The sequence below is a fragment of the Niallia sp. FSL W8-0951 genome, assembly GCF_038006525.1.
GTDB lineage: Bacteria > Bacillota > Bacilli > Bacillales > Cytobacillaceae > Niallia > Niallia circulans.
This window is the reverse complement of the sequence record NZ_JBBOVK010000006.1, coordinates 1-5,068: the sequence shown is the minus strand read 5'-3', so window position 1 is coordinate 5,068 and position 5,068 is coordinate 1. Positions and strand designations below refer to the sequence as shown.

At 32.6% G+C, this 5,068-nt stretch carries 4 protein-coding genes; all 4 read right to left on the bottom strand.

All coding sequences use genetic code 11. The features are described 5' to 3' along the window. Positions 1-524: 524 nt before the first annotated feature. Complete coding sequence (locus NSS71_RS25575; protein ID WP_341152212.1) at positions 525-929, bottom strand: hypothetical protein; 405 nt, start codon at positions 927-929, stop codon at positions 525-527. 282 nt (positions 930-1,211) lie between these two features. Then, positions 1,212-1,736: a DNA-binding protein gene (locus NSS71_RS25570; RefSeq protein WP_341152211.1), complete on the bottom strand. Its 525-nt coding sequence runs from the start codon at positions 1,734-1,736 to the stop codon at positions 1,212-1,214. Between the two features lie 129 nt (positions 1,737-1,865). After that, positions 1,866-2,903 carry a protein rep gene (locus NSS71_RS25565; protein WP_341152210.1) on the bottom strand — a complete coding sequence of 346 codons (1,038 nt, stop codon included), beginning with the start codon at positions 2,901-2,903 and terminating at the stop codon, positions 1,866-1,868. 621 nt (positions 2,904-3,524) lie between these two features. Then, the gene (gene mobV / locus NSS71_RS25560) at positions 3,525-4,673 is read right to left on the bottom strand and encodes a MobV family relaxase (protein WP_341152209.1); all 1,149 of its coding nucleotides are present in this window, start codon (positions 4,671-4,673) and stop codon (positions 3,525-3,527) included. Positions 4,674-5,068: the final 395 nt, after the last annotated feature.

The following is a 5,068-nucleotide window of genomic DNA, read 5'->3' as shown; positions in this document are numbered from 1 at the left end:
ATTTACAACCTCCATTAAAACAAAAAAAATCCGATTCTTAATTAGTCGAATCAGATTTTTATTAGCCGCTAAATCTCCGAAGGACTAGCGACACACCTATTTACAAGGCCCTAAGTTTCTTAGCCGACTGGAGGGTCTTCGGCCCCTTTTTATTAGTCGTTATATAGGGGTAACGACTCCTTTTTTATTCGTCGCTCAAGGATTAGCGACACATTTAATTACTGTTATTATAACATATTCTATTTTAAATTTGAATTTTACTAAGTAAAGCTACTATCACAAAAATGGCTATTGCTCCCGCAATAAACTTTAACGTAAGTTTAATTATGCCAAAACTAAATTAAACAAGCCAGCAATAAAAAAAGTATCAGAAAATATACTGATACTTTTTTATTGCTTAAAATAATTAAACAAGGTAGAAATAATAAAATAAAATAACATCCCCAATATAAACGCAATTATTATTTTTTTTATATTAACACCTCCCTTTTAATAGGCACTCTTTAAAATTTATTTAATACTTTTTAAAATTTTCCCCCTGATCCTGAATGACAAATAGGGTTTCCTGTTCTTTTGGAAAAATAAATATTTGAACACTTAGGTTTCTTTTTATTAAAGCTAAGAGCCTTAGCTACCCATTCGCCACCTGACTGCCCCGTATAACGAATAAGAACTCCATCAACGATATAACCTGCAGCAATCCCTCCAATAAAAACTAAAACTGCTCCTATCGGAAATACATTAACACCTATAGTTTCACCATTAGGACTAACTTCTTGAATTCTAATATTATTATAATACTCTTCTTGGGTATTTAAATTATTTTCTGCGGCAAAAGCTGTAGTAATTGAAGCACTACTATAAAGAATTACATTAGCTATTAAAAGTAAAGCCAAAACTCCAGAAACTTTTTTCATATACTTTTGCATAATTCCTCTCCTTTTCAAAAGAGTGCCTTAAAAGGCATTCTCTAAAAATTCCCAAATACCTTCCTTTTCTTTCAATTTTTTCTATATCTAAACACATATTTATTCTGGTTCCAAATGAATAACTCTTGATAAAAAATTCCTTATCTCTAAATCCTAAAAAACTGCATGAGTTAAAAACCCTAATAAAATAGTTCAATCGCCAAAGTTCTAGAAAAAAGCTTGCAACCCACCAAATAGATATTAATCTAAAAAAAAATAGAAGAAACCACAAAAGGGCTTCTTCTATTTTTTTTTACTAAACAACCAAGAAAGAAATGATCCTTTTTCCTTAACAGTTGCTGTTTCTAATAACTGTTTTTGGAACTCTTGTTGTTGCTTAATTTGTATCATCAACTCACGATCCCTACGCTCAATCGAATCATTAAATTTCTCTAAAAGAATAGCAGCAGTTTTTTCTGCAGCATCATTTGCAGCCTTCTGAATTACATCTTCTAATTCTTCTTTCATTAACACTATTTTATCATCATTTTCCGTGATAACGGATAACGTTTTTTCAGCGTTATTTTTCTCTCTAACCTTTGATACTATTGCTTTTGCAGTGTTTTCAAGACTTTGCGTTTTTTCCATCATTTTTTGAAAATCTGATAACGCAATAATATCGCGTTTATAATAAATCCTATGACCTTTATCATTTCTATCAAATTCATAACCTGCTTTTTCTAGCTCAATAGACCATCTTCTCAATGTATTTCCATTGATATCTAAATCAATAGCAACTTCCTTGGCATAAGAACCAAACTCTCGCACACCATCACCTTCTTTACATCTAAATTCTATAAAAGATCGTTAATTCCTCGTTTTTTCTCTATCCATTTGTTGGTAACCTTTATCTATATTAATTTTCAAAAAAAGAACCAAACTCGAAAGCCTGGTTCCTTATTCCACTTCTATTTCATCAATCAATTTTCCGTTATATTCTTTTAACTCTTCTGGACTCAACTCTTTATATTCTTGATTAAATTTCAAAAGATCCGCATTCCAGGTAGCTATTAATTTATAAAAATACTCATTTTGGTCTTTCCCCATATGCTTGTCCAACTCACCAGTGTCGAATTTTTTCGCATACTCTTTCAAAAGACCACCATAAACAATTAATTGCCGACCTTTTAATGCAGAATAAAAAATATCAAACACATCTTCACTCACAGCCATTTCATAATCTTTAGCAGAATACTTTGCAATTTCCGCAACAGCATTTCCACCACGAATTAAATTAACTTTTTGAATACTGACTTGAGTTATTTCTGGTAGATCCGTTACATCTCGCCACATTTCCAACCATTCATCTTGCTTAATATAAAGTTCCTTTTTCTTAAAATAACTTTTATCAACACAAAGCAACACATGAAAATGAGGATTATATGTATCATAAGTCGGATTATTATCTCCAATTTTGAGATTCCGTTTTTCATAATAACCTTGTTTTCTCTTATACATTTCTTTTGTGATAAAACGCTCTTTATCATAGGTCATTTCTAATTTTCTTATGTATCCTTTAATCGAACGTTCAATATTTCTTCTTTTAAACAACTTATTAAAAGCCTTATTGAATCTATCAATCTCTGTTTTTACAGAATCAGCTTTAATATTAGGAGTAGTCAAAGTTAAAAATAAAAAATCTTTGTTTTCATCTACCTTGATAGCTTCCATCATCACCGATATTTTCATAGCGTCTTTTCTAGCTTTTCGCCAAGCACAAATCGGACAAAAGCGATTTTTACAAGTATTCGATTTCACTAGTTTTTTATTTTGCTTATCTTGAGTAGTAATAAATTGATTAAATGTACTACACGATTGGAACAATTCTCGACCACTCTCACTTAAATTTTTTTCTATAAAACTATAAATTTTAATATTTTGTTTCTTTTTAGGTTGGTATTTGCCAACAATTTCATCTTGATTTTTATCTGACATTCTTGTTATATTAGTCCTAACTGAATTAAGTGTAAAAAAGGGTACACCAATACCCTTTAAAGGACTTGCTCCTTTCTGGCGGATTTCATTATCCTTCTGGTGAATTTAATTGTTTTTTTCTAGTCAATTAAAATGATAAATTCAACCACCCGGAATTGCAAGTCTTTTTTTTGTTTAAATCCTACAGCCGCAAGGGAAAAACCATAATAAGGGCACCAATTTCCATGCGGAAATAGTTACCCTTATTATCAAGATAAGAAAAAACTCAAAACCAACCCCAAAAAACCTAATGGCTTTTCAGCCATTTTTTTTATAAAAAAAACTGCATTATATTTTTCAATAGATTACTAATCGCAAAAATAAATCCTGCTGAAATTTCAATTTCTCTTTTATTACTTTTATACTTCAAAATATCCATTCTCCTTCACTTTAATTTTTATCCCTCACCTAGGTACTTGCAATTCCATAGAGTTATAGGACATTAAGAATCAAATTGTTTACTTAAATTTGATCTCTATAAATTAAAATGATTCTCGGAAAATGAATTCTACGTATTTGGCACAAAAATAAAAAGGTATAATATACTTTACAAAGTATATTATACCTTTCACTTTTATAGAGTTATCTTTCCAGATGTCTATTCTTCTCAAATTCCTTTTTTCGCTTCTCCCATTTTTCATAGTCTTGTAAACCTTCAGGAGATTCTTTTACATCTTCTAAAATTCTATCTTTTACCTTTTCTTCAGAAGGAGTCCCCCTATGAAATTGTTTAGCATATGTAATAGCTCTTTCAAATACCCCTTCAGCAATCCTAGAAGCGTGTTTTTGCGCCTGTTTAAGAATATTCGATATTTGTATCTGCGCTCTCTCTAAAACGCTAATTTTGGCCTTTAAAAGCTTATTTTCACTTTCTAATCTCTTATTTTCTTTCAAGACATCATTTGAAGCCTTTCTAATGCCATCCATTCGAACCATTTCAACTTCAGGAACCAGATAAACAGTCATTGATTGTCCATTCTTCAAATTCACTTGTTGTTTTCCAACTGGTTTTTGGGGAGCATGTTTATCTTCTATATGCTCTTTAGAAGTCTTTATTCGCCTTTCTAAGGCTTCTTTTTCTTTTTCAAGACTTTTAATACGTTTTTCTCTTTCCTCTTCAATTTTAGCCATTTCTGTCATTCTAGACTGCATGTCTTTAAATTCATCAACTGTTAAATGCTTTCTTTCGCCATTCGGCTCTCCTCGCTCAACATCAAACCCCTTTTTTTCTAAAAACCGAGGTAAATCATCTTGAATTGCTAGCAATTCCTTACGGTTAAAAACGTTCTTCGCTTGTAATTTACCTTCTTTCATTGGAACAACCCCTAAGTGCATATGTGGAGTCGTTTCGTCTAAATGAACTTGGCCATAAGCAATATTTTGTTTTCCGTACCGTTCTTCAAAAAACTCTGCAGCTGTCGTAAAGAATTTTTCTGTTTGCTCTTGGTCTAATCCTTCAAAAAACTTTTTATCACTCGTGATAATCCACTCGTTCACTAAAACCGCATCTTTTCGTATCGCCCTGGATCCTTCTTTTTGTTCTTCAATGATATTCATTATTCGATCTCTATAATCTATATTTTCATGATTAAACAAATCAAAATTTAAATGAGAACGACTAACGTCGATCTCCTTATTGCTATGGTTCTCAAATTCCCTTTGATTGTGCCTTTGGATCCCTCCAAGGTTTTGAGATTTCATTTTCTGCATTCTGGCTACCAAGTAGCTCATTGGGTACCCCACCTCGCTTGGTTTCAAGAGACTTAAAGTACATTAAGTATAACGCACTATACTTTACAAGGTAAAGTGTGCGGTCTGCGACGCTAAAAACATGCCTCCAAAGTCGGCAAAAAAACCTTTGTCTCCGACGGGTTAAGGGAACTTTTCCCTTAACAATCCCCATAAAAATCTCCCCCAACCCCCTCCCTTTTCGAGGGGGCTCCCTCGCCAGTAGGCAGGTCGAAACAAAGGTTTCGACAATGCCAGGAGGGTTTGGGTGTAGTGAAGCTATCAACTCCTTATCCTCCCATCCCCTTCGGGATTGGTCCGGTACCGTTGACAGCTGCCACACATAGCACTTTATTTTTTATTAGTGGTCACCCTAAAAAAAATATGGAGGTTGTAAA

Bases quoted from the DNA above. Each gene is read 5' to 3' on its own strand.
- NSS71_RS25575 (WP_341152212.1), bottom strand. From the start codon at position 929: ATGCAAAAGTATATGAAAAAAGTTTCTGGAGTTTTGGCTTTACTTTTA.
- NSS71_RS25565 (WP_341152210.1), bottom strand. From the start codon at position 2,903: ATGTCAGATAAAAATCAAGATGAAATTGTTGGCAAATACCAACCTAAA.
- mobV (WP_341152209.1), bottom strand. From the start codon at position 4,673: ATGAGCTACTTGGTAGCCAGAATGCAGAAAATGAAATCTCAAAACCTT.